We start from the raw sequence: 22,517 nt of genomic DNA, 5'->3' as shown, positions 1-22,517 counted from the left end.
CACCCGCGTCAATCCACTGCCCCAGGAGCGCCAGCTGCGCGCTCCCCGGCGACCACACCGCTCCGCCCGGATGCGCGTCGCCTCGCGCTCGCTGGAAGAGGATGCTGGTGGCGGCCGAGCCGGGCACGACCAGGGGCGCCACCGACCGCAGGTGCTGCTCTGGATCCGCGTGGGTCACGTAGCGGCCGGCGCCGGCCATCCCGTCGGAGGCGTGACAGCTCGAGCAGTCCGCCAGCAGCGCTTCGTGGACCCGCGGCGCGAAGCGCGGCGCGGCCGAAGCGTCCTCGGAAGGCGGAGCGGCGCTCGCGGACGCGGAGGGCGCCAGGTTGGAGACGGTGGGCGTGGACGCGCCGGGAGCGGGAGTCGCGGCGGGAGTCGTTGAGGTGATGGGCGCGGGACTGCCGCTGGGATGCGCGGACGCGGGAGCGCTGTCGTGGGTCGGACGGGGAACGCCGGGGCTGGCGGAGGCCACCGCGGCGGGAGCGCCACCGCGTGCCTTGCCGGGCGGGGCGCCTCCTTCAATCCACCGCAGGAGCGTCCCGTACCCGGCCGACTCCACCGCGAGGACCTTCTTGCCTCCGTGAAAGGTGGTGCCGGCGCCCTTCTTGAGCAGCGGGCTCTGGGCGGCGGTGGCGGGCTGCACGAAGCGCAGGGTGGCCTCGTAGTCCGCGGGCTCTCCCCGGAGCACCCAGCGGGACCGGGCCGCCATTCCCTCCGGGCCGTGGCAGGACTTGCACTCCTTCTCCAGGAGGGGCCGGATGTCCTCCTCGAAGCCCGGCACGCGGGGCCGGTTCGCGCCGGCGGGCGTCCGGGCGGGGGGCGCGGCGGGTGTCCGGGCGGCTTCCGCGGGCGGCGGCGCTCCCGGGCCGGGCACGCCCGCATCGGGCGCGGCCTGCGTGGGAGGCGGCTTGATCCCCAGCCGCTCCTGGAGCTGCCGCCGCTTCTCCTCCTGCGACTGCGCCCGTGCGGGGGCTGGGACGGCCAGCACCAGCGCGCAGGCGAGCAGCGTCCAGGTGCCCGGGTCAGCGAGGCGCATGGCACGCCTCGCAGTTCATGGAGCGCCAGGCCGTGGCGGTCTGTCCGTCGTGGCAGCGCCCGCAGTAGCGGCCCTCGCGCATGTCCTGATGCGTGAAGCCCAGCCGGGCCTGCGGGAACGTGCCGGGGTGGCAGCTGTAGCAGTACATGGAGCCATGCCCCCAATGGGAGAACAGCGCCGGAGCAGGCGCGGCGCGCTCCTTGAGCGGAGGCAGCCGGACGTCCTGCGGCGAGTTCACGGCGAAGATGGGCGTCGTGAACAGGAGGAGGGCGACGAGCCCCACCCGCCACCGCCCCCCGCGAAGGAGGACGGACCCGGACGGCCCCGAGGGGTTGGACGCGGAGCGCCTCATAGGGCTTTTTGCTCCTTCAGGATCTTCCAGACCGTGACGCCGTAGAGCAGGACCCCCACCAGGACCAGGGGAACGCCCACGGCGGTGGAGATGACGAAGGTCAGGGGCGTCCAATGGAGGTAGGCGAACAGCTGGACCAGCAGCCCCGCCAGGACGAAGAGGGCCGCCACCCGGATGCGCTTGTCGTGGCTCATGGACTCGGTCGCTCCGGCAGCCAGAAGTTCTGGGCCTTCACGCCCTCCAGGTCGTGCGCGAGGTCATGACAGCTCAGGCACGAGCGGGCTCCGCTCTGGAGCTCCGCCTGGAGCTCCCGGTGCGGCCCGGCCTCCAGGTAGCCGCGCGCATCGTTGTGGCAGTGGAGGCAGTTGTAATTGGGATACGGCTGATAGAGCCGGGGCTCCGGGGGAATGGTCCCGAAATAGTGGACCCAGACGTGCCGCAGGCCATTGAGCTTGGCCTTCGCGTCCCCGAAGAGGGCGTAGTCCGTGTGGCAGGAGAAGCAGGTGGAGTCGCGGTTGATGAGCCGCTTCTGGTAGTGGACCGCGGCCAGGGCGTTGGGGTTGTCCACGAACAGGCTCTGCCCGTAGCGCTCCATCTCGTGGCAGCCCATGCAGAACTGGGTCTGGCTCGATTCGCGCACGCCCACCGCGACCCCGGCGCCGCTGACGGCCAGCGGCAGGAGCGCCAGTCCTCCGAGCAGCACCAGGCGCCCCAGCCCGTTCGCGGTGAGGTGGCCAGCGGCGTGGGCAATCATCGCCACCAGCACCGCCACCGCGCTGACGATCACAATCATGAGGGTAGGCAGGGAAGCCTCCATGGGGCCCGGATACCAGACCCCGTGGCCCGTAGGTTGGGTGATTCAGGAGCTCGAGGACAAGCCACTGCTGGAGGGTTCACTTCGCGCGTTGGTGGAGCGGCGGCAGGAGGACGGGCTCCACCGCTGCCGTCCGCCCATCCACGCGCAGGTCCAGGAGGGCGTGCCCCTCCGGCGAGGCGTAGCGCAGCCACCAGGACGCCTCCCCCTGCTTCGCCATCACCAGCTCCAGGGCCGGTCCCTGGCTCCGCGCGAACGCGGCCCCCAGCCTCACCGCCTCCTCGTAGCCCACGGTGAGCGCCACCGAGGTGGACGGAGGGGGCAGCGGGGCGGAGCGCTCCGCCCGTGTCGCCTGCGTCGAGCTCGCGCAGCCCGTGGCGAGGAGGGTGGCGAGCAGGACGACGAGAGGCGAGGTCCGGGACGGCGGGGGGGACATGGGCGTTGGCTCCAGCGAGGGCAGGGCGGAAGAGCCCCCCTGTTCGCTGTTGCGCACTGCATGCTTCATACCGTCACGGGCCGCCCCCGCCCGTGGTGCGTCCCCGGCGGGACGTGCGGGAGCCCGGGCGCAAGCGTTGCGCGGGAGGGGGCTGCTCCCGCGCATTTTTTGCCGGCTCGGCGACGGAGGGCCGCTTGAGTCCACCCCTCGCGCGGGGTAGCCACGTCCCATCACGTCTCCCTGGAGCCTCCCATGAAGCCCCTGCTGCTGGCCGCCGTCCTCGCCGCCGCGCCCGCCACCCCGCCGAAGCCCCCGGCGCCCGACGCCGGGCTCGCGCAGGCCGCTCAGCCCTCGCTCACCGTGCCCGGAGGCAAGTTCCTCCGCGCCCGCTCCGGCAACACCGCCGTCGCGCAGATGTTCGCGCCGGGCATCGCGGAGCTGTCCCTGGCGGAGAAGCGCGTGGCGTGGTCCCTGACGCTCGCGGCGCACGCGGGCGAGGACATCGCGTTGGATCAGCTCGGCTGGAAGCTGGTGCCGGCGAAGCAGCTGCTGGAGGGCGTCTGGCTCTTCGGCCGGGACGCACGGAGCGCCGAGTCCGGCTTCGACGGGAAGCTGGCGGACTACCTGCTGCGCTTCTACGGGCACGGCGGCAACCACGACAGCACCACCGGCCAGAAGTTCGTCCCGGCCTTCACCGCGGAGCAGCTCGCGGCCGGCGCCTCGCGCGCCCTCAAGGCCGGCGCGCCCTGGACGGTGAAGGACGAGGCCGAGCTCCAGGCCTGGCTCCAGGACCTGAAGCCCACCCTCTTCGACGCGAGCTTCGAGCCGCAGCTCACCTCCAAGGCCCCGCCGCCGGGACAGGACCTCCTCACCGCGTCCTCCAACACCGCCTACGGCCCCGGCGTGACGGAGAAGGACCTGGTGGGCTTCAAGGAGAAGTACCCGCTCAACTCGCGCGTGGTGAAGCAGGACGGCAAGCTCACGGAGCAGGTGTTCCGCGCGGGCACGCCGGACGGCAAGGTGAAGCCGGGGCTGTACGCGAAGGAACTCTCACGCGTCATCGCGCACCTCCAGGAGGCGATGAAGTCCGCCGAGCCCGCGCAGAAGGCCGCGCTGGGCAAGCTGGTGCGCTACTTCCAGACGGGCAGCCCCAAGGACTGGGACGCGTACAACATCGCGTGGCTCAAGGTGGACCCGAAGGTGGACGCCAACCTGGGCTTCATCGAGACCTACGTCGACCCTCGCGGCCACAAGGGACAGTGGGAGGGATTGGTCAACTACCGCGACACGGCGGAGAACCAGATCATGGTGCTCATGGGCCAGAAGGCCCAGTACTTCGAGGACCGGCTGCCCTGGCCCGCGAAGTACCGCCGCAAGAAGGTCGCGCTGCCGGTGGCCAAGGCCATCAACCTCATCACGTCCCACCCGGAGCCGCCCGCGGGCATCAACCTGCCCAACGAGCAGCACATCCGGGAGAAGTACGGCAGCAAGAGCGTGATGATCACCAACGTCATGGACGCCGCCTCCGCCGTGACGCGGCTGCCCCTGGCGCTGGAGTTCTCCCGCACGGCGGAGGACCGCGAGCAGGCCCAGAAGTACTCCGTCACCGCGCGCAAGTGGCTGGTGGCCTTCCATGAAGTCCTGGGCCACGCCTCCGGCCAGGTGGACCCGAAGCTCAAGGGCCAGTCCCCGTCCGTCTTCCTCAAGGAGTACGACAACACGCTGGAGGAGGCGAGAGCGGACCTGATCGCGCTGTGGCACGCGTTCGACCCGGCGCTCGCGGAGCTGTCGCCGGACCACGAGGCCATCGCCCGGCAGATGTACCGGGACTTCCTGGTGGAGGGGCTCACCAACCTGCGCCGCGTGGAAGAAGGCAACGCCTTCGAGGAGGACCACCAGCGCGGCCACCACATGACGGTGACGTTCCTGGAGGAGAAGGGCGTGGTGAAGCAGGTCACGGAGAACGGCCGCACGTACCTGGTGATTCCGGACTACGCCAGGATGCGCGAGGCCGTGGGTGAGCTGCTCTCCCAGCTGATGGTCATCAAGGCCACCGGCGACTACGAGGGCATCCGCGCGCTGGTGCAGGAGAAGGGCATCCACTTCGACCCGAAGCTGCGCGACGAGGTCGCCCGCCGGGTGAAGGCCGTGGACGTGCCCACGGTGCTGCTGCTCAATTCGCCGCGCGTGATACCGGTGCTGGACGCGAAGGGGGCGCTGGTGGACCTGAAGGAGGACACCACCCAGGCCTTCGTGGATCAGCACCTGGAGCGCAGCCTGCTGGGCCGGCTGTCTCCCGCGGAGGCCAGCCGCGTCGCCGTGAAGGTGGCGGGCTCGCCGGACGCGGTGCGAGAGGCCTTCAAGGAGCTGGGGCCCGACACGGCTCCGGCGCCGGCCCCCGCGAAGAAGGGGGCGGCGCCGGTGAAGTCCACGCCCTGAGCGGGGCGCGGGGCCGTCAGTGGTTGGACGGCGTGTTCGCGTCCGTGAGGGGCGTGCCGGACTCCGAGGTGAGCACGACGCGCTGGGAGCCCGGTGGCAGGGAGCCTCCCGGCGTGGCCGGGTCACCTGGCTGGCCGTTGGGCCGGCCGTAGTCGCGCTCGTAGATGCGCACCACGGAGAGGAAGAAGGCGACGATGAGGGGGCCCAGGAGCAGGCCCACCGCGCCGAACGCCGCCAGGCCGCCCAACAGGGCGAAGAAGACGATGGCGCCGTGCTGGTTCATGCCCTTCCTCGCCAGCAGCGGCTTGACGACGTTGTCCACGAGCCCCACCACGACGATGCCCCAGATGGCCAGGAAGAGGGCCGCCCACGGGTGGCCGCTGAGGAACATCAGGCCCGCGGCGAAGAGCACCACCACCGCGGCGCCCACGGCGGGGATGAGGGCGAGGAAGAACGTGAGGCCCGCGAAGAACAGCGGCGCGGGCACCCCCACGATGAGGAAGCCGATGAGCGCGACCGCCGCCTGGACGCCCGCGGTGGCGATGGTGGAGACGAGCACCGACACGGAGGTGCTCTTGAACTCGCGCAAGAGCTCCCGCGTCTGCCCACGCCTGAGCGGCGACACGCTCTCGATCCACTGCACCAGGCGTGCGCCGTCGGTGAGGAAGAAGAAGAGGGCGATGAGCATCATCGTCAGCTGGAGGATGATCGTGCCCGTGGCGGCCACCGCTCCCGTCACGGCCTTGGCGGCGGTGCCGCTCTGGGTCGTCACCTGCTCCTGGAGCTTCTGGTTCAGCTCGGCCTGCTCCAGCGGGAGCCGTTCAATCAGCTTGCTCACCGGGCCCTGGATGCCGCTGGGGAGCTTCTCCACCAGGCCGCGCATCCCGTCCTTCTGCACGGCCTCCGTCACGAAGCGCGCGCCCTCGGACACCTCCGCGACGACGAAGGCGGTGAGGCCGCCCAGGGGCAGGAGCAGGGCCAGCAGGATTCCGCCGACGATGAGCCCGGCGGACACGTTGCCGTGGCCGCGCAGCCGCTTCTTCAGCCGGGTGTGCAGTCCGTAGAAGGTGCCCGCCAGGACCGCCGCCAGGAAGAACGCCTCCGCGAAGGGCCGGATGACCAGGCACAACAGGAGGATGGACAGCAAGATGAGACCCGCGAAGACGCGTCGCGCAACCTGATCGGAAGCCATGGCCTTGCCAAGTTATGGAGCCGGACCTGCCGGCGGGAGCCTGCCCGGCAGGATTGTCGCCAGAACATTCCCCTCGGCCTGGCCGCTTGCCTGCTCACGGAGCTTGGGGGCGGCGGAGGGGGCGCTAGAGTGCACGCATGCCGCCCTTCGACTCCGCCCGCTTCACGCTCTGGCTTCCGCAGCTGCTGTGCGCCGCCTTCCTGGCCATCCTCTTCCTGCAGTCCGGCCTGGACAAGGTCGTGGACTGGAAGGGGAACCTGGGGTGGCTGACCGGCCACTTCTCCAAGTCGCCCCTGAAGGGCGTGGTGACGCCGATGCTGGCGGTCATCACCCTGATGGAGCTGGCGGCCGGGGCGCTGAGCGGCGCGGGCGCGGTGGCGCTCCTGGTGAACGGCAACCCGTCCCTCGCGTACCTGGGCGCGGTGCTCTCCGCGCTGTCGCTGCTGGCGCTCTTCTTCGGTCAGCGCATGGCGAAGGAGTACGCGGGCGCGGCGGTGCTGGTGCCGTACTTCATCGTCGCGCTCGCGGGCGTGTACCTGCTGCGGCTGGCGTGAGGCCGGTCCTTTAGAGCACCTTGCGCGAAGGCATGATGGCGTTGGCGGACAGCAGGCCCGCCGCCAGCGCCACCGCGACCATCAGCATGGAGAAGGCCGTGTCCACGCCGGCCACCACGTCGCGCTCCAGCAGCGACGCCAGGCTGCGGAAGCCCACGCTGCCGGGGACGAGCAGCATCAGCCCCGGCACCACGGTGGTGACGGCGGGCCGGTTGCGCAGCCGCGCCAGCGCATTGCTCCCGATGCCCAGCAGCAGCGCGCCCGCGAAGGCGCCCAGCTGAGGCCCCAGCAGCAGCGCTCCCAGCCGCGCGCCCATGAACGCGGCGGCGCCGGCCAGGGCAATCCATCCCCAGTCCCGCGGGCGGGCGCGGAAGAGCACCGCGATGGCGAAGCCCGCCACCACGAGCGCGACGATGGCGACCCCGGGGGGAAGCACCGTGGGCAGGGTCGGCGTGGGCATGGGCACGGGAGGCAGCAGCGTGGCCACCCGGCTGCCCAGGGCCGCGCCGAAGCCCAGCTGGAGGAAGATGAGCGCGGCGTGGGTGAGGCGCGACGTGCCGGAGATGAGGTTGCGCGTGGCGACTTCGTTGACGGCGATGGTGAGCGTGAGGCCGGGGAGCAGGACGATGAGGCCCGCGAGCGTGGCCACCTCGCCGTGCAGCGGGCCGAAGAAGTGGGCCGCGAGCCCCGCGAACGCGGCGGACAGCACGGCCGCCACGGGCTCCAGCACGTGGGCGGTGGTCGGCTGCTTGCGCGTGAGCAGATCCAGCACGCCAATGGCCAGGCTGCTGACACCGGCGACGCCCATCTCCTTCCAGCCGCCGCCGAACAGCAGCGCCGCGGCAGCGCCCGCCAGCATCCAGCAGAGCAGCTGAAGCGCGGGGCCGTAGCGCGCCGGTTGGGCGAGGATGTCCTCCACGCGGCGTGCGCCCTCCGCGGGCGTGAGCCGCCCGTGGATGACGTCGTCCGCGAGCATGTCCAGAAGGATGAGGCGCTCCAGGTCCATGTCGCCGGGCTCCACGCGGATGAGGCTGGTGCGCAGGTCCTCGGGCGGGCCGAAGGAGGCGAAGATGGAGGTGGGCGTGGAGAAGAAGCGGGCCTCCAGGCCCAGCCGCTCGCTCACCCGCTTCATCAGGCCCTCCAGGCGGTGGGCGGGCGTGCCGTGGCGGTGCAGCGCGTGGCCCAGGCGCAGCACGAAGGCCACCGCGGGGCCGGGCGGCGGGGGCGCGAGGGAGGCGACGAACTCGGGCGGGGCTTCAGCGATTTCGGAGGGACCCTTGGACACGGCGGGCGCGCACATGCGCAGAGCCGCCCGGGGGAGTCAAACGGCGTGGAGCCTCCCTGCAAGCCCTCCTGCTCGTACTTATGTCCACGGTGCTCAGGGAAGTCCCCGAGTGTGACGCATCTGATACAGCGGGCGGCACACGGGAGGACGCATGGCGCGCAAGCAACGGACGCCCAGGTGGCTGGAGGCCGCGAGGCGCAGGGGACCGGAGACCTCGGCGGGCCCGGGCGCGGACTGGCTGGCGCGAGCGTTGGGCCGGGCCGGCGTCCTGCCCCGGGCCGAGGCCGAGCAGGCGATCCGCGATGGCCGTGTGGAGGTGGACGGCCGCGTGGAGCGGGAGCCGTTCGCGCCGGTGGGGGAGGGGACGCGGGTGCGCGTGGACGGCGTGGAGCGCGCGCTCACGCGCCAGGTGCGGGTGCTGATGTTCCACAAGCCCTCGGGGCCGGTGGTGCACGGGTCGGATCCAGAGGGCGTGGGCACGGTCTTCGAAAGGCTGCGCGCGGTGCTGCCGCCGGAGCTTCAAGGTTTCGAGTGGTACGCGGTGGGCCGGTTGGACCGGGACACCACGGGGCTCCTGCTCTTCACCAACGACGAGCGGCTGGTGCGGCACGCGACGGCGCCAGAGACGCACCTGCCCAAGCGGTACGTGGCGCGCGTGGAGGGGCAGCCCCCGGAGCCAGCGCTGGCGAGGCTGCGAGGGGGCTTGATGCTGGAGGACGGCCCCACGCGCCCGGCGGAGGCCGTGCTCCGCGCTCCCGACGTGGTGGCGCTCACGCTCACGGAAGGACGGCACCACCAGGTGAAGCGGATGCTCGCGGCGGTGGGGCACCCGGTGCTCGCGCTGCACCGTGAAGCGGTGGGGCAGGTGGGGCTGGACGTGGCGGAAGGGGCGTGGCGCGAGCTGACGGACGCGGAGGTGGCGCAGGGGCTGGGGTTCCAGCCCGGTGCGGACTAGCGGCCGAGGTTCTTGAGCATCTCCCGCGCCTTGGCAGGGTTCGCCATGTTCCTGGGGGACATCAGCATGTACCGGTCGTGGGCCTTCTTGGCCTTGGCCTTGTTGCCGGTCAGGGTGTAGGCGGTCTCCAATCCCAGCCAGGCTCGCCGGAGGCTGGGATTGTTCCGGGTGACGTCCTCCAGGAGCTTGACGGCCTGCTTGTGGTCCTTGGCGGTGCCCGGCTTGAGCTTGATGAGCGTCAGGCCCAGCTCGAGCTTGGTGTCGAACGAGTCCGGCTTCATGGCCAGCGCGTTCCGGTAGGCGGCGGCGGCCTCCGGGTACTTCTCGTCGCGGAACGCCGTGCGGCCGGTTTCGATCATGTCGGCGAAGGTCTCCGGCTTCACGATGCGGCCCGAAGCCGAGGAGAGGGCCTTCGCGTCATCCAGGATCCGCACGACCTTGGCGCGGCTGGGGTGCGTGTCGGGGGCGTACTCCAGGAAGCGCTGGTAGTGCGTCACGCTGCTGCGGCTGTCATTGATTCGCGCGTACAGCATCCCGAGCAGGAGCTGGCATTCTCCTTCCCGGGGGAAGCGCGTCTCGCACTGATGCGCCAGGTCCACGGCGTCCTGGAGCCCTCCCTGCTGCACCCGCGCCTGGACGCGGTCCTGATAGTCAGCCAGCGACAGGGCGGGTTCCGGAATCGGCTCCACCGTGAGGGGCGCGCTGCCTGCCGCCTGGGGGACCGGTGTGGCCGCCAGCGTGGGAGGCCGTGCCGTGTCGGAGAGGGATTGAACAGCGGCGGCCGGACGCTCGATGGGGCGCACGACTCCAGGGGGCTCGGGAGGCGCACCGGGGGAGCTGAGGAGCCAGAAGCAGCTGGCACCGATGGCCAGCCCCGTGGTGCTCAATCCCAGCATCCACTTGCGCGATGCCGAAGGGGCGAGCGCGGCCGGGGCTTCCTCCTCCACGATTTCGACGCTGGATTCGGGGAGGGGAATCCTGCCGGTATGGAGCAGTGGCCTGGGACGCGCGGGCTTCTTCGGGAGCGCCGGTTCCTGCTCGCGCCAGGACTCCAGCTCCTGCTGGAAGGTGGGGGGAACCGACAGTTCGCGGCCGTGCGAGAGCAGGTCGTCACGAAAGAGCATCCGCAGCAGGTGCGCGAGGCTCAGCGAGGAGACACCCGGGTGGTTCGCGTACAGGAAGCCGGAGAGGGCTTCCGCGAAGGCATGGCTGGATTCGAAGCGCTGGGACTGCTCCGGGTGCAGGGCCTTGAGGACGATGCGCTGGAGCGCTGCTGGCAGCTCCGGCCGTGACTCGCTCAGCGGCGGGAGTTCGCCGCGCGCGATGCGCATCATCACCGCCTCGGGCGGCCCGTCCAGGGGCAGCTTCCCGCAGAGCAGTTCGTACAGCACGACGCCGGTGGCCCAGATGTCCGTGCGCGCATCCACTTCCTCGCCGCGCGCCTGCTCCGGGGAGAAGAAGAGGTATTTGCCCTTCACCACGCCGGGCTCGGTCTTGAGGTCCCGGATGAGCTGGGCCTTGGCGATGCCGAAGTCGACGATCTTGACCTGGCCCTCGTAGCTGATGAGCACGTTGTCCGGGGAGATGTCCCGGTGGACGATGCCCAGCGGCTGGCCACTGCTGTCCGTGCGCGTGTGGGCGTAGTGCAGCCCCCGGCACATCTCCATGGCGATGAACACGGCGATGGGGACGGGCACGGCGCCCATGCCGCTCTTCATCGCGCGCTTGAAGAAGCGGTGGAGCGGCTGACCGTCCACGAACTCCATGGCCAGGAAGTACCCGCCGTCCACCCGGCCGAAATCGAAGACCTGGGCGACGTTGCCATGGGACAGCGTGGCGGAGATGCGCGCCTCGCTGATGAACATGGAGATGAAGGCCTCGTCGTTGGCGTATTCCGGCAGGACCTTCTTGATGAGCACGGGCTTGGTGACACCCGCGTCGCCTACCAGCTGGGCACGCCACGTCTCCGCCATGCCGCCCTGGCCCAGCCAGGACACCAGCTCATACCGCCCGAAGGCGTCCCCCGCTTGCAGTGCCATGAGGCGGGCATCCTAAAGCCAGATGTCCTCGGGATGAGAAACAGTTCCGTGGGATGGGACTACTGCCGGAAGGACTGGTTCAGGATTTCAACGACGCGCGCCCGCCTGGGATGGTCTGGAGGGGCGAGCGTCAGGAATCGCTTGTAGGCCTCCGTGCTCTTATCGAAGTCCCCAATCTTGACATAGAGCACACCCAGCATGAGCTGGCACTCAGGGAGCTTGGGTGCCTTGGCAGCGCAGTTCCGAGCGACTTCAAGACCCCTGTCGGGATGGCCTGCCCGACTGAGCATGTGGACGTGGGCCATGATGTCGGTGATCGAGTTCGCGATGCTCGCCTCCGAGGTCATGGCCCGTTGGATATCCGCCTCGGTCGTGAGTCTGTTGGGGCTGTCGGTCTTTGGCCGTGGAGGATCGTTGAAGAGCTTTTCTCCGACCAGTTGCACCAGGGCATGGCAGTCCGCGTTGGTGGGATACATCTCCACGCAGTGGTTGCTCAGGTAGACCGCGTCTGGATGCTGCTTGAGCCGGATGGCCCGAGTGACACCCACCTTCATCTTCTTCACGTCGGCGGCCTCCTTCGCGGAGATGCGTGGAGGCTCGCTCGTTTCAGGAGCAGGGACGTCTGGCGCGTGGAGTTGGGTGTCTTCCGCGGGCGGCGGAGGTGCCTTGGCCAGCTCGGCTCGTGGGGCCGGTGGACTCTCGGCTGGGGCTGGTGGCGAGGACTCCTCGACGGTGATGGGAGCGCGGATCGGCGTGGGCGGTGGGGCCCCACCGGCTGTCGACGTCGAATGCGCATCCAAGAGCAGCCACAGGCTCGCACCCACGATCAGCAGTCCTCCCGCGCTCAACCCGTAGAGCAGCGGGCGTGAGGCTCCAGAAGACGCCACGATGGACCGAGGCTCCGTTGTCGCCGTGACGGGGGGGCTTGCGAGCCGGACGCGCCGGGTCTGGCGCTCGGTCGAGGGCGGCGGCGTCACCGGCTCCGCTGGCACGGTCTGCACGCGCCAGGACTTCAGCTCCTCCAGGAAGGAGCCCGGCACGGACATCTCCCGGCCCTCCTGCGCCAGGTCCCCCCGGAAGAGCACCCGCAGCAGGTGCGCGATGGTCATGGAGGAGAAGCGCGGGAAGTTCGAATAGAGGAAGCCCGCCAGTGCATCCCCGAACGCGTGGCTGGATTCGAAGCGCTGCTCCCGGTCCGGCGTCAGCGCCTTCATCACGATGTCATTCAATTCCTTCGGCAGGTCCGGCCGGAGCACGCTCGGCGCGGGAATCTCTCCCCGCCCCAAGCGCATCATCACCACATGTGGCGGCCCCTCCACGGGCAACTTCCCGCAGAGCAGCTCATACAGCACGACCCCCGTGGCCCAGACATCCGTGCGCGCGTCCACGTCCTCTCCGCGCGCCTGCTCGGGAGAGAAGAAGAGGTACTTGCCCTTCACCACGCCGGGTGCCGTCTTGAAGCCGCGGATGAGCTGCGCCTTGGCGATGCCGAAGTCGACGATCTTGACCTGGCCTTCGTAGCCCAGCAGCACGTTGTCCGGAGAGATGTCCCGGTGGACGATGCCCAGCGGCCGGCCGCTGTTGTCCATGCGGGTGTGCGCGTAGTGCAGGCCCCGGCACATCTCCATGGCGATGAAGACCGCCACAGGAATCGGCAGGGCACCCAGGTCGCTCTTCAGCGCGCGCTTGAGCACGCGGTGCAGTGGCTGGCCATCCACGAACTCCATGGCCAGGAAGTACTCACCCTCCACCCGACCGAAGTCGAAGACCTGGGCGACATTCCCATGGGACAGCGTGGCGGAGATGCGCGCCTCGCTGATGAACATGGAGATGAAGGCTTCGTCGTTGGCGTATTCGGGAAGCACCTTCTTGATGAGCACGGGCTTGGTGACGCCCGCGTCGCCCACCAGCTGCGCGCGCCACGTCTCGGCCATGCCGCCCCGGCCCAGCCAGGACACCAGCTCATACCTTCCGAAGACGTCGCCCGCTTGGAGTGCCATGGGGCAGACACTCTAAACCCAGATTCCAGGGCTGGCAGAATCGGGGCTGTCTTTCTCCTGCCCGGCTGCTTGGGATGTCAGCGAGTGGAAAGGCTGTCCGCTCAACCCGCGTCGCCGGCCTTCCCGAGCTCCTCCATGACGCGTGCCCGAGCGGGATCACCCTCGGCGGCGAGCTTCACGTAGGCCTTGTAGTGCTCCTCGCTCAGCGTGGCGTCGCCGAGCTCCGCGTAGAGAAAGCCCAGGTACCGCTCGCAATCCGGGAAGGTGGGATCGAGCTTGATGCAAAGCTGGGCCTTCACGAGCGCCACGTCGTAGTTCTTCTCGTCGACCAGTGCCTGGATCTGCTGCCGCAGTTCCATGATCTCGTTGGAGGGCGCCGCGGGCGGTGGTGCCACGTCGGCGACCGGTGTGGGCGCCGGCTCGGGCGGTGGCTCCAGGGTCGCCGTGGGCAGGAGAGGCGGCTCCTCCACGGGCTGCGTGGCCGTCTGGTGCCTCCACAGGAACACCAGGCCCGCGGCCACGGCAAGCAGCCCTCCCACGCCCAACCCGGTGCGCAGCGGCTTCGAGGGGGCAGGAGCCGGCGCGGGGACCCGCGGCACTGGCATTGCCGTGGCCGTCGGATTGCTCGGCCGGACGGGCCGGGGTTGCCGCTGGAGCACCGGGGGAGGAGCGGGCGGGGTCACGGGCCTCGCTGGCGCGGTTGGCTTGCTCCACGCCTTCAGGTCCTCCAGGAAGGAGCGCGGGACGGACGGCTCGCGGCCCAGCTGCGCCAGGTCCTCCTTGAACAGCACTCGCAACAGGTGCGCGAGGCTCATGGAGGAGAAGCGCGGGAAGTTCGCATACAGGAACGCTGTCAGCGCATCCCCGAACGCGTGGCTGGAGTCGAAGCGACGCTGGCGGTCCGGCGTCAGCGCCTTCATCACGATGTCATTCAATTCCTTCGGCAGGTCCGGACGGAGCGTGGCCGGCGAGGGAATCTCACCGTTCCCAACGCGACTCAGCACCACGGCCGGCGGGCCCTCCACCGGCAGCTTCCCGCAGAGCAGTTCATAGAGCACCACCCCCGTGGACCAGACGTCCGTGCGCGCATCCACTCCTTCTCCTCGCGCCTGCTCGGGAGAGAAGAAGAGGTACTTGCCCTTCACCACGCCGGGCTCCGTGCTGATGCCGCGGATGAGCTGGGCCTTCGCGATGCCAAAGTCGACGATCTTGACCTGGCCCTCGTACCCCAGCAGCACGTTGTCCGGAGAGATGTCGCGGTGGACGATGCCCAGCGGCCGGCCGCTGCTGTCCGTGCGCGTGTGGGCGTAGTGCAGCCCCCGGCACATCTCCATCGCGATGAAGACGGCGATGGGAATGGGCATCCTGCCCAGGTCGCTCCTCAGCGCGCGCTTGAGCACGCGGTGCAGCGGCTGGCCATCCACGAACTCCATGGCCAGGAAGTACTCGCCCTCCACGCGGCCGAAGTCGAAGACCTGGGCGACATTCCCATGGGACAGCGTGGCGGAGATGCGCGCCTCGCTGATGAACATGGAGATGAAGGCTTCGTCGTTGGCGTATTCGGGCAGCACCTTCTTGATGAGCACGGGCTTGGTGACACCCGCGTCGCCCACCAGCTGCGCGTGCCACGTCTCGGCCATGCCGCCCCGGCCCAGCCAGGACACCAGCTCATACCTTCCGAAGACGTCGCCCGCCTGGAGATCCATGGAGTGGACATTCTAAGCCCAGATTCCAGGGCTGGCGCATTGGGGACCGGGTCACTCCTTCCCGAGCAGCTCGACGACTTTCGCCCGGCGCGGGTGGTCCGCGGGTGCGAGCTTCAGGAAGGTCTCGTAGTGCTGCGTGCTTTCCCGGGGATGGTTGAGCTTCGCGTGGACGGCCCCGAGCATGAGATGGCATTCCGGCATGTCAGGGTTGTTCGCCACGCAGTCATTTGCAGCTTCCAGGGCCGCGTCGTAGTCCTTGCTCTGGATCAGCCCGGAGACCTTCTGCTGGATCTCCTGCTGCTTCGTCTTCACGAGCGAGGAGACCTTCTGCTGCACCTCCTGCCGCTTGGAGTCGAGCAGTCCAAGGACGCCCTTCTTGGGCGCGGGCGCGCTCTCCGGGACGACGGGTGGCGGCTCCTGGGCGGCGCTGGCCGCGACGACGGTGGGCTCCGGGGGCTGCTCGGCGACCGGCACGGGCTTGGGCTCCTCGGCCACGGCGTGTTGGGTCGCGCGGACGGGCCGGGACGGCTTCCGGATGGGGGGCGCGGGCCGCGTGGGTTCTGGCGCGATGAGCTCGTCGGCCTGAAGCTCGGTCTCGCCCTCCGGCTCCTGCACCGGACTTGGGGCCGGCGGCTCGGCTTCGACCTTCCGGGCGGGCGGCTCGGGGTCGGCCTTCGGGGCAGGGGCTTCGACCGCCACGGCCTGGGGCACCGGCGTGGGCCGCGCGACGGGCTCGGGCGAACGGGAGCCCATGAAGAACCAGAGACAGGCTCCTGCCACGGCCAGGCCTCCCGCCGCGCTCGCGCCGTAGAGCCCCTTGCGCGAGGGACCTGTCGGAACCGTGGGCTCATCCGGCTGCGTCGTCGCCGTGGGCGGAGGCTTCGCGACGGCGCGCACGAGCCGCCGGGTCTGGACCTGCTCCGGCGGTGGGGCATCCAGGAGCTTCGCCAGCGCGGGCTCGCCCCACTTCCTCGCCTCGTCGTGGAAGTTCGCGGGCACGGACAGCTCGCGGCCCTCGTGCGTCAGGTCCGCACGGAACAGCACGCGCAGCAGGTTCGCGAGGCTCAGTGAGGAGAAGCGCGGGTAATGGGCATGGAGGAACTCCGCCAGCGCATCCCCGAAAGCATGGCTGGATTCGAAGCGCCGCTTCCGGTCCGGAGCCAGCGCCTGCATCACCAGCGCATTCAGCTCCTCGGGCAGGTCTGGCCGGAGCGTCGTGGGCGCGGGGATGCGCCCATCGGCGATCTTCATCATCACCGTCTGGGGTGGCCCCTCCACCGGGAGCTTCGCGCACAGCAGCTCGTACAGCACGACGCCCGTGGCCCAGACGTCCGTGCGCGCATCCACCTCTTCACCACGTGCCTGCTCCGGGGAGAAGAAGAGGTACTTGCCCTTCACCACGCCGGGCTCCGTCTTGAAGCCGCGCAGCAGCTGCGCCTTGGCGATGCCGAAGTCGACGATCTTGACCTGGCCTTCGTAGCTGACGAGCACGTTGTCTGGAGAGATGTCGCGGTGGACGATGCCCAGCGGCTTCCCGCTGCCATCCGTGCGCGAGTGCGCGTAGTGCAGGCCCCGGCACATCTCCATGGCGATGAACACGGCGACGGGAATGGGCAGCGCCCCCAGGCCTGCCTTCCTCGCGCGCTTGAGCACCTTGTCGAGCGGCTTGCCGTCGACGAACTCCATGGCCAGGAAGTACTCGTCCTCCACCTGCCCGAAGTCGAAGACCTGCGCCACGTTGCCATGGGACAGCGTGGCGGAGATGCGCGCCTCGCTGATGAACATGGAGATGAAGGCCTCGTCGTCCGCGTACTCAGGGAGGACCTTCTTGATGAGCACGGACTTGGTGACGCCCGCGGCGCCCACCAGCTGGGCGCGCCACGTCTCCGCCATGCCGCCCCGGCCCAGCCAGGACACCAACTCATACCGTCCGAAGGTATCTCCGGCTTGCAGTTCCATATGGGGTGCGCATCCTATACGGAACCTGGGAAACCCCGAACGCAGGCTCCTTGCCTGCCGGGCCCGCGAGCAGTCTCTCCCTGACGGCGTGAAACCGCGTCAGTCCGCGGCGCCAGTCGCCCGCAGCTCGACGAGCTTCTGCACGACATCAGGACGTCGCGGATGATTGGCGGGCGCGAACGCCAGGAAGCGCTCATAGCTCCGTGCGCTCTCCGAGGCCTGGTTCATCTTCGCCAGGACGTCCCCCTGTAACAGGTGACAGTCCGGCTCCCGGGGGAGCCGCGCCACGCATTGGTTGGCTGCGTCGAGCGCTTCCTTCTGGCGGCCTCGCGTCAGGTGCATCAGGACGGCGCTTCGGGAGGACTCCAGCTCCGCCTCGTTGGCGGGCGCCGGCGCCTGGGGCTTGCGCTGAAGCAAGGCGGACAGTCGATCCTTCACCGCGCTCCGCCGGAGATCGGTGGGGGGCGCGTTCTGCAGGAAGGCCTGGTAGTGGCTCACGCTCTTGTCGATGGAACGGAGCCGTTCGTAGGTGAGGCCCGCCGCCAGCCGGCAGTCCGCGTTGTCAGGCACCGCGTCCACGCAGAGCTGGACCAGCTTCGCGGCCCGCGTCAGCTCCTTGTTGCTCTTGCCCAGGCGGTACACGTCGTCGAGCAGCTGGCGCACCCGCGTCTCGCTCCACGCGTCCTCTGGAGGAGGCGGGGGCGGCGGCTCCGCGGCCACGCCCGCATCAATGGTCACGGGCTGCTCCGGTGCCGGAGTCGGCGCGGGGGCCGAGGTCGCGACCACGGGCGCGACGGTGGGACGTTCTCCCTGCGGGACCTCCGGTGCGCGCCGGAACCGGGTCCACCAGAGGCCGCCGCCCAGCACGAGCAGCGCCGCGCTCCCCACCGCGAGCCCCACCCATGGCGAGCGGGAGCGACGGACCGGTGCGATCTCGGCCGTCGGCACATCCGGCGCATCCTCTTCCTGGGACTCGCGCGTGACGACGACCGGCGCGGGGGACGGCCGGGGCGTCGGGACGGCCCGGAGGTGGGGAACCGTGGGGGTCTGGTCTGGCGTCACGGGTTGCCGCCAGGCCTTGAGCTCCGACAGGAAGTCGTCGGGAACCGCCAGCTCCCGGCCTTCGTTCAACAGGTCTCCCCGGAACAGCACCCGCAGCAGGTGCGCGAGGCTCAACGACGAGAAGCGGGGATGATTCGCATACAGGAAGCCCGCCAGCGCATCCCCGAACGCGTGACTGGTGGCGAAGCGTTGCGCCGGATCCGGGCTCAGCGCCTGGAGGACGATGCGGTTGAGCGCTTCCGGCAGGTCCGGCCGCGGCTGGCTCAACGGCGGAATCTCGCCGTGAGCAATCTTCATCATCACGACGTGCGGCGGGCCATCCACGGGCAGCCGGCCGCACAGCAGCTCATACAGCACGATGCCCGTGGCCCAGACGTCCGTGCGCGCATCCACTTCCTCCCCGCGCGCCTGCTCCGGGGAGAAGAAGAGGTACTTGCCCTTCACCACGCCGGGCGCGGTCTTGAAGCCCCGCTGCAGCTGCGCCTTGGCGATGCCGAAGTCGACGATCTTGACCTGGCCCTCGTAGCTGACGAGCACGTTGTCCGGAGAGATGTCCCGGTGGACGATGCCCAGCGGCTTGCCGCTGCTGTCCGTGCGCGAGTGCGCGTAGTGCAGGCCCCGGCACATCTCCATGGCGATGAAGACCGCGACGGGAATGGGCAGCGCGGGCAGTCCGCTCCGCATCGCGCGCTTGAGCACCTTGTCGAGCGGCTTGCCGTCGACGAACTCCATGGCGAGGAAGTACTCGCCCTCCACCTGCCCGAAGTCGAAGACCTGGGCGACGTTGCCATGGGACAGCGTGGCGGAGATGCGCGCCTCGCTGATGAACATGGAGATGAAGGCCTCGTCGTCCGCGTACTCGGGGAGGACCTTCTTGATGAGCACGGACTTGGTGACGCCCGCGGCGCCCACCAGCTGGGCATGCCACGTCTCCGCCATGCCGCCCCGGCCCAGCCAGGACACCAGCTCATACCTCCCGAAGGTGTCCCCCGCGTCGAGCGTCATGGGATGTCTACCTTAGCCCCAGAATCCTGGGAGTGCCGAATAGACGTCTTCGCGTCTGTCCAACCCTGTGTGTAGGTTGGAACCTCACCCCCGTCAGGGAGAGGGCTGCGCGGCCCCTGCGGCGAGCGTGACGTACAGGCGGCCCAGCTCGGTCAGCTCGCCGGAGGCGCCCAGCAAGTTGATGGAGGGGATTTCGTTGTTGCGCCCGGAGAACCACGCGTAGCGCTCGATGGCGGGCTCCGTCTCCAGATAGCCAATGGCATCCACCATGTATTTCTTCTGCACGTCCACGGTGATTTCGCTGTGCGGGCGGTCGCCGCACGCGAACTCCGTCAGCCAGAGGGGCTTGTTGTACTTCTTGAACTTCTCCACGTACCACTTGAGCGCGCCCACGTCGCACGCGTACCAGTGGATGGCAATGGCATCCACCTGACAGTTCGCGCAGGCCTTGAAGAAGGCATCCAGGTACACCACGGGGTCGGTGAAGGTGACGCCGTCCTCCGACACGCAGTCGCCGCAGTAGTTGACCGCCGGGGACACCAGCTTGAGCCCCTTGCGGCGGGCCACCTCCTCCAGCACGGGCCAGAGCGCCGCGGCCTGGCGGGGCGTCTTGTTCGCCTGCGACTTGAAGTTGGGCTCGTTGAATCCCAGCAGGACCTGCGCGCCCGCCGGAATCTCCGATTCGAGCTGGGCCACCGTGGGCGTGCCGCCCCAGGCCATGGGCACGAAGGAGACCTTCTCTGAAACGTAGACACTGGCCGCGCCGCTCTCCGGCTTGGGCGACCAGTTGTACCACCAGCTCATTCCAGGGGAGAGCGCCTTCAGGTCCTCCGCCGAGTGATAGCCATACCCGAGTCCCCGCTTCGCGCTCTTCGTCACGCCGGGGGCCGGCTCATCTGGCTTGGAAGGCTCCCCGGCCGCGGGGTCGCACGCCACGAGCGGCGACAGCAGGACGGCCAGGGACAGCGCGACGGGGAGCCGGAGGGAGGGGCGCATGGCCAATCACTCTACGCCCGGGCGTCGGGTCCTGGCGTCACGTCACGGGGCCAGCCGGGGCACGAGGCGCGGCTCGCCCACGTCGCGCCACCACGGCGTCACGCCCTCCACGCGTGAGGGCTCCAGGCTCCGGCCCAGGCCCGGCGTGAAGAGGCGCACCTGCTGCTCCGTGGCCAGCTTCACCAGCGTCTCCACGGGCTCGTCCCACGCGTGCAGCGCCAGGTTGAAGGTGCCCCAGTGCACCGGCATCAGCGTGCCGCCGCCGAGCATCGCGTGCGCCTTGAGCGCGTTCTCCGGGCCCAGGTGGATGCTTCCCCAGCTCGGGTGGAACGCGCCCACCTCCAGCATCACCAGGTCGAAGGGGCCGTATCGCCGGCCAATCTCCTCGAACTCCGGGGTGAGGCCGGTGTCGCCGCTGAAGAACAGCCGGTGCTTGTCCGTGGTGAGCACCCACGACGCCCACAGCGTCTTGTTGCGGTCGCCCAGGCCGCGGCCGGAGAAGTGCTGCGCGGGCGCCGCGCGGAAGGACACCGGACCCACGCGGTGCTCCTCCCACCAGTCCAGCTCCGTGATGAGTTCCGGCGCCACGCCGAAAGCCTCCAGGTGGCGCCCCACCCCCAGCGCGGTGACGAAGGGCACCCGCCGCTTCGCCAGCGCCTGGATGGTGCTCCGGCACAGGTGGTCGAAGTGGTCGTGCGACACCAGCACCGCGTCCAGGTCCGGCAGCGCGTCCAGCGGCACGGGCGTGGCGTGGAAGCGCTTGGGGCCCGCGAAGGACACGGGCGAGACCCGGTCGCCGAAGACGGGGTCGGTCAGCACGCGCGCCCCGTCCACCTCCAGCAGCATCGTGCTGTGACCCAGCCAGGTGACGCGCAGGCCGGTGTCCGGCGCGCGGGCCCAGGTGCCGCGCGGATCATCCACCGGCAGCGGCGCGGGCGGTGTGCGCTGCGTGCCGCCGAAGAAGTATTCGCCCAGCAGGGGCAGCGTGCCCCCCTGGATGCCGGCCCCCACGGGGGCGGTGTTGCGGAAGCCGTGCCCCTCGAACTGGCGGGAGGCCCGGCTGCGTTCGAGGCGGAGTCCCGCGCTGCGCGCGCTGTCACTGACGGTGGGCATGAGGCGGTTACTAACACCCACGCCTCCGCCTGGCACGGCCACCCGCCTGGAGCCCAGGCGGGGAGGCGCCATGCGCCTACTGTGCGTCTTCCGGCGCCAGGCAGGTGTTGCTGAGCGCGCTGGACCAGAGCTGTGCGTTCAGCGTGTCGTCATAGGCGCTGAAGTAGACGCGGCTGCCCAGACGGTAGAACTCGCGCGGGTAGGAGGAGTCTCCCTGGGCCGGCGCGGCGATGTCCTTGAGGAGGCGCGTCCCGGCCACCGTGCCGTTGCTCACCCAGGGTTCGATGCCGCCCGTGGTCTCATAGGCGCTGAAGAAGACCAGGTTGTCCGCCACCGCGTACACCGGCGAGCTGTACTCGTCCGACAGGCTCAGCGGCCGGCGCAGCAGGGTGGTGCCCGCGGCGGTGCCGTTCGTCACCCACAGCTGCGTGTCGCGCGGCGCGGGGCCATCACTGCCAATGGCCACGGAGAAGTACAGCCGCCTGCCCCCCGGCACCTGGCTCACGGCGTCGATGTATGGGAACGCCGAGCCCTGCGACGCGTAGTCATTGGGCAGGGTGACGACGGGCTCCGGGTTTCCGCCCGTGAGCGGCACGCGGTAGAGGACCATGTACTGGGTGCTGAAGGACGTCGTCGTGACGTACGCGTAAGAGCCCAGCGCGCCCAGCACCTGCATGGCGCGCGTGGAGCCGAAGGACGCCAGCCGCAGGGTGCCGCCCGCCGTGCCGTTCGTCTTCCACAGCTCCGACAGGCCGCTCTGCTCATCCAGCTTGAAGAGGGTGAGCGCGCCGGTGGGGCGCACGTCGTTCGGGTAGGTGTCCGGGCCCGCGTCCAGCCGCTTCAGCTGGAAGGTGCCCGCGGCGGTGCCGTCCGTCCGCCACAGGGAGGTGGCGCCCTGGAGCTCGCGCACGAAGAACAGCAGCGCGTTGCCCTGCTTCGCGTCCAGGTAGCTCACGTCCACGCCGGTGCCGAAGTCACGCACGCGCACCGTGCCCGCGGCGGTGCCGTCCGACCTCCACAGCTCATAGCGCGTGGCGTCCGCCGTGGCGTCGTACGTCTCCTTGAAGAAGACCAGCGTGGAGCCGGACGCCGTCAGGTGCGTCAGGTACGAGTCCTCCGTGCCCGGCGTCAGGTCCTTCACCAGCCGGGTGTTGGCCGTCGTCCCGTCGCTCACCCACAGCTCCAGGCCCGTCGCCGCGTCCGGCGCCATGAAGAAGAGCTGCGCCGGGGTGGCGGTGAGCTGCGACAGCCTCGGCGTGAAGTTGCCCGCCGTCGCCGGGAAGCCCCTCACCTGCGTGGTGCCCGCGTCCGTGCCGGTGCTCCGCCACAGGCCGCGGCGGCCGTCCTCGTAATTCACCGCGAAGTGCAGCGTGCCCTTGAAGTCCACGAAGCTGTCCGGCCCCATCGCGAAGCGCGGGATGCCCAGCTCCGAAGGTGGCAGGAGGGTCTTCACCCGCTGGGTGCCCGCGGCGGTGGGAAGGCAGAGGGCCTCCGCCGTCACCTCTGGCGCAAAGGTAGGCTCCTGTGCGAGCCCTGCCTCCGTCAGCTCCTCGGGAAGCGCCCCGCCGCAGCCC

Annotated in this window: 17 protein-coding genes and 1 pseudogene; 3 read left to right on the top strand and 15 right to left on the bottom strand. The window is 70.0% G+C overall.

Annotated features, from left to right (window positions below; all coding sequences use genetic code 11):
* The 5 genes and pseudogenes from D7V80_RS30235 to D7V80_RS30215 form a co-directional block, all read right to left on the bottom strand.
* Positions 1 to 1,036: pseudogene (locus D7V80_RS30235) on the bottom strand (hypothetical protein); the annotation flags it as partial.
* Positions 1,023 to 1,388 (bottom strand): c(7)-type cytochrome triheme domain-containing protein, encoded by a 366-nt coding sequence (locus tag D7V80_RS30230; protein WP_120591451.1) that lies wholly within the window; start codon positions 1,386 to 1,388, stop codon positions 1,023 to 1,025. The pseudogene D7V80_RS30235 and the gene D7V80_RS30230, both read right to left, overlap by 14 nt.
* Entirely contained in the window at positions 1,385 to 1,582 is a 198-nt protein-coding gene (locus tag D7V80_RS30225; RefSeq protein WP_120591450.1) for a hypothetical protein, read from the bottom strand. Before D7V80_RS30225 ends, D7V80_RS30230 begins: the two co-directional genes overlap by 4 nt.
* On the bottom strand, positions 1,579 to 2,181 hold the full coding sequence (locus D7V80_RS30220) for a NapC/NirT family cytochrome c (protein ID WP_158616725.1): 603 nt from the start codon (positions 2,179 to 2,181) through the stop codon (positions 1,579 to 1,581). The genes D7V80_RS30225 and D7V80_RS30220 overlap by 4 nt, the downstream gene beginning before the upstream one ends.
* A gap of 100 nt (positions 2,182 to 2,281) precedes the next feature.
* The gene (locus D7V80_RS30215; protein ID WP_147447256.1) at positions 2,282 to 2,638 is read right to left on the bottom strand and encodes a hypothetical protein; all 357 of its coding nucleotides are present in this window, start codon (positions 2,636 to 2,638) and stop codon (positions 2,282 to 2,284) included.
* A gap of 252 nt (positions 2,639 to 2,890) precedes the next feature.
* Here D7V80_RS30215 and D7V80_RS30210 point away from each other — a divergent pair, with 252 nt between their 5' ends.
* Positions 2,891 to 5,077 (top strand): peptidase, encoded by a 2,187-nt coding sequence (locus D7V80_RS30210; protein WP_120591447.1) that lies wholly within the window; start codon positions 2,891 to 2,893, stop codon positions 5,075 to 5,077.
* Positions 5,078 to 5,093: 16 nt separating this feature from the next.
* Here D7V80_RS30210 and D7V80_RS30205 read toward each other — a convergent pair whose 3' ends face one another.
* A complete protein-coding gene (locus D7V80_RS30205) occupies positions 5,094 to 6,269 on the bottom strand; it encodes an AI-2E family transporter (protein ID WP_120591446.1) in 1,176 nt (391 codons plus the stop codon).
* A gap of 137 nt (positions 6,270 to 6,406) precedes the next feature.
* Here D7V80_RS30205 and D7V80_RS30200 point away from each other — a divergent pair, with 137 nt between their 5' ends.
* Positions 6,407 to 6,823: a DoxX family protein gene (locus D7V80_RS30200; protein ID WP_120591445.1), complete on the top strand. Its 417-nt coding sequence runs from the start codon at positions 6,407 to 6,409 to the stop codon at positions 6,821 to 6,823.
* A 10-nt stretch (positions 6,824 to 6,833) separates the two neighbouring features.
* Here D7V80_RS30200 and D7V80_RS30195 read toward each other — a convergent pair whose 3' ends face one another.
* Positions 6,834 to 8,123, bottom strand: coding sequence for a threonine/serine exporter ThrE family protein (locus D7V80_RS30195; protein WP_120591444.1), 1,290 nt, complete (start codon positions 8,121 to 8,123; stop codon positions 6,834 to 6,836).
* A gap of 136 nt (positions 8,124 to 8,259) precedes the next feature.
* Here D7V80_RS30195 and D7V80_RS30190 point away from each other — a divergent pair, with 136 nt between their 5' ends.
* On the top strand, positions 8,260 to 9,063 hold the full coding sequence (locus tag D7V80_RS30190) for a pseudouridine synthase (protein WP_120591443.1): 804 nt from the start codon (positions 8,260 to 8,262) through the stop codon (positions 9,061 to 9,063).
* On the opposite strand, the gene D7V80_RS30185 is transcribed toward D7V80_RS30190, so the two are convergent.
* The 8 genes from D7V80_RS30185 to D7V80_RS30150 form a co-directional block, all read right to left on the bottom strand.
* Positions 9,060 to 11,102 (bottom strand): serine/threonine-protein kinase, encoded by a 2,043-nt coding sequence (locus tag D7V80_RS30185; protein ID WP_120591442.1) that lies wholly within the window; start codon positions 11,100 to 11,102, stop codon positions 9,060 to 9,062. The genes D7V80_RS30190 and D7V80_RS30185 overlap by 4 nt on opposite strands.
* Positions 11,103 to 11,161: 59 nt before the next feature.
* Complete coding sequence (locus D7V80_RS30180) at positions 11,162 to 13,102, bottom strand: serine/threonine-protein kinase (protein WP_120591441.1); 1,941 nt, start codon at positions 13,100 to 13,102, stop codon at positions 11,162 to 11,164.
* A gap of 101 nt (positions 13,103 to 13,203) precedes the next feature.
* The gene (locus D7V80_RS30175; RefSeq protein WP_120591440.1) at positions 13,204 to 14,808 is read right to left on the bottom strand and encodes a serine/threonine-protein kinase; all 1,605 of its coding nucleotides are present in this window, start codon (positions 14,806 to 14,808) and stop codon (positions 13,204 to 13,206) included.
* Between the two features lie 51 nt (positions 14,809 to 14,859).
* Complete coding sequence (locus tag D7V80_RS30170; protein WP_120591439.1) at positions 14,860 to 16,767, bottom strand: serine/threonine-protein kinase; 1,908 nt, start codon at positions 16,765 to 16,767, stop codon at positions 14,860 to 14,862.
* A 99-nt stretch (positions 16,768 to 16,866) separates the two neighbouring features.
* Complete coding sequence (locus tag D7V80_RS30165) at positions 16,867 to 18,834, bottom strand: serine/threonine-protein kinase (RefSeq protein ID WP_120591438.1); 1,968 nt, start codon at positions 18,832 to 18,834, stop codon at positions 16,867 to 16,869.
* Between the two features lie 93 nt (positions 18,835 to 18,927).
* Entirely contained in the window at positions 18,928 to 19,830 is a 903-nt protein-coding gene (locus D7V80_RS30160) for a glycoside hydrolase family protein (RefSeq protein ID WP_120591437.1), read from the bottom strand.
* Positions 19,831 to 19,872: 42 nt separating this feature from the next.
* Positions 19,873 to 20,943 carry an MBL fold metallo-hydrolase gene (locus tag D7V80_RS30155; RefSeq protein WP_120591436.1) on the bottom strand — a complete coding sequence of 357 codons (1,071 nt, stop codon included), beginning with the start codon at positions 20,941 to 20,943 and terminating at the stop codon, positions 19,873 to 19,875.
* Positions 20,944 to 21,019: 76 nt separating this feature from the next.
* A partial coding sequence (locus tag D7V80_RS30150; RefSeq protein ID WP_120591435.1) for a hypothetical protein occupies positions 21,020 to 22,517 on the bottom strand: 1,498 nt, incomplete at its 5' end.

Source organism: Corallococcus sp. CA054B (genome assembly GCF_003611625.1).
Classification (GTDB): Bacteria; Myxococcota; Myxococcia; order Myxococcales; family Myxococcaceae; genus Corallococcus; species Corallococcus coralloides.
This window is presented reverse-complemented; position numbering and strand designations above follow the sequence as displayed.

Excerpts from the sequence above, each read along its gene's own strand:
- D7V80_RS30230 (WP_120591451.1), bottom strand. The coding sequence starts at position 1,388 with ATGAGGCGCTCCGCGTCCAACCCCTCGGGGCCGTCCGGGTCCGTCCTC.
- D7V80_RS30225 (WP_120591450.1), bottom strand. The coding sequence starts at position 1,582 with ATGAGCCACGACAAGCGCATCCGGGTGGCGGCCCTCTTCGTCCTGGCG.
- D7V80_RS30220 (WP_158616725.1), bottom strand. The coding sequence starts at position 2,181 with ATGATTGTGATCGTCAGCGCGGTGGCGGTGCTGGTGGCGATGATTGCC.
- D7V80_RS30215 (WP_147447256.1), bottom strand. The coding sequence starts at position 2,638 with ATGTCCCCCCCGCCGTCCCGGACCTCGCCTCTCGTCGTCCTGCTCGCC.
- D7V80_RS30210 (WP_120591447.1), top strand. The coding sequence starts at position 2,891 with ATGAAGCCCCTGCTGCTGGCCGCCGTCCTCGCCGCCGCGCCCGCCACC.
- D7V80_RS30205 (WP_120591446.1), bottom strand. The coding sequence starts at position 6,269 with ATGGCTTCCGATCAGGTTGCGCGACGCGTCTTCGCGGGTCTCATCTTG.
- D7V80_RS30200 (WP_120591445.1), top strand. The coding sequence starts at position 6,407 with ATGCCGCCCTTCGACTCCGCCCGCTTCACGCTCTGGCTTCCGCAGCTG.
- D7V80_RS30195 (WP_120591444.1), bottom strand. The coding sequence starts at position 8,123 with ATGTGCGCGCCCGCCGTGTCCAAGGGTCCCTCCGAAATCGCTGAAGCC.
- D7V80_RS30190 (WP_120591443.1), top strand. The coding sequence starts at position 8,260 with ATGGCGCGCAAGCAACGGACGCCCAGGTGGCTGGAGGCCGCGAGGCGC.
- D7V80_RS30185 (WP_120591442.1), bottom strand. The coding sequence starts at position 11,102 with ATGGCACTGCAAGCGGGGGACGCCTTCGGGCGGTATGAGCTGGTGTCC.
- D7V80_RS30180 (WP_120591441.1), bottom strand. The coding sequence starts at position 13,102 with ATGGCACTCCAAGCGGGCGACGTCTTCGGAAGGTATGAGCTGGTGTCC.
- D7V80_RS30175 (WP_120591440.1), bottom strand. The coding sequence starts at position 14,808 with ATGGATCTCCAGGCGGGCGACGTCTTCGGAAGGTATGAGCTGGTGTCC.
- D7V80_RS30170 (WP_120591439.1), bottom strand. The coding sequence starts at position 16,767 with ATGGAACTGCAAGCCGGAGATACCTTCGGACGGTATGAGTTGGTGTCC.
- D7V80_RS30165 (WP_120591438.1), bottom strand. The coding sequence starts at position 18,834 with ATGACGCTCGACGCGGGGGACACCTTCGGGAGGTATGAGCTGGTGTCC.
- D7V80_RS30160 (WP_120591437.1), bottom strand. The coding sequence starts at position 19,830 with ATGCGCCCCTCCCTCCGGCTCCCCGTCGCGCTGTCCCTGGCCGTCCTG.
- D7V80_RS30155 (WP_120591436.1), bottom strand. The coding sequence starts at position 20,943 with ATGCCCACCGTCAGTGACAGCGCGCGCAGCGCGGGACTCCGCCTCGAA.